This window comes from Nguyenibacter vanlangensis (assembly GCF_013376155.1).
Classification (GTDB): Bacteria; Pseudomonadota; Alphaproteobacteria; order Acetobacterales; family Acetobacteraceae; genus Gluconacetobacter; species Gluconacetobacter vanlangensis.
The window spans coordinates 1-1117 of sequence record NZ_JABXXP010000840.1; the positions used below are offsets into that span (position 1 = coordinate 1).

General features: G+C 68.4%; 1 protein-coding gene. It reads right to left on the bottom strand.

What is annotated here, in order from left to right; genetic code table 11:
- Positions 1-115: 115 nt before the first annotated feature.
- Positions 116-835, bottom strand: a complete 720-nt coding sequence (locus HUK84_RS19525) for a response regulator (RefSeq protein ID WP_176641690.1) — start codon at positions 833-835, stop codon at positions 116-118.
- Positions 836-1117: the final 282 nt, after the last annotated feature.

Below are 1117 nucleotides of genomic sequence, written 5' to 3' on the forward strand. Positions count from 1 at the left end.
CGCGGGGCCGTCAGGCGCGGCGCCGGATGCCGCCGGGGCGGCAGGCTCCATCATGCGCGGCACGCCGCCGGAATCGACCGGAGCATCGATGGTGGGGGCATCAATGGCGGAGGCATCAATAGCGCTCGACATCGGATGCCAGGACATAGCCGCCGCCCCGCACCGTCTTGATAAGCTGCGCGTTGCGCCCGTTATCCTCCAGCTTGCGGCGCAGCCGGCTGATTGCCACGTCGATCGCCCGGTCGAACGGCCCCGCCTGGCGCCCGCGCAGCAGGTCGAACAGCATGTCGCGGGTCAGCACCCGGTTGGCGCGGTCCAGCAGCGCCATCAGCAGGTCGTATTCCCCGCCGGTCAGCGGTACCTCGGTCCCGTCCGGGTTCAGCAGCCGCCGGCGCGACTGCTCCAGCGTCCAGCCGGAAAAATGCAGGTTCCGCTGCTCGATGGCGGTCCTGGACTCGGGCGTCTCGCCGCTGCGGCGGAGCACGGCGCGGATGCGCGCCAGCAATTCGCGGGGATTGAAGGGCTTGGGCACGTAATCGTCGGCCCCCAGTTCCAGCCCGATGATCCGGTCCGTCTCCTCGCCCATGGCGGTCAGCATGATGATCGGCACATTGGCCTGGCTGCGCAGCCAGCGTGCCAGTTCCAGCCCGCTTTCGCCCGGCAGCATCAGGTCCAGGACGATCAACTGGTAATGGCCGGCCTGCCATGCCTTGCGGGTCTCGCGCCCGTCGCGGGCGGTGGTGACGCGGAACTGGTTGCGTTCCAGGAAGCGGGCCAGAAGGTCGCGGATTTCACGATCGTCATCGACGACCAGGATATGCGGCAGAAATTCCATGCCTGTCATCCTATCGCCAAATCGCGGCCGCCGACATCCGGTGTTTCATTCGGTTGCAATGGGGATAGGGGACGAAAAACCGGCGCCGATGCGTCGAAGCCTGTGACAGCACGGCCGAGTTCGTGCAGGTATGGGGCATGGAATCTCGCCCCCTGTCCCCGGCCGTGCGTCCGTCCGGCCGTTTCGTATGTCTGGCGGTCGCGTGCGGCGTGCTGCTGGGCGCCTTTACGCTGCCGGCCGGGTCCGCCGATGCCGCCGGCCCCGCGCTGCCGGCCGGCGGTT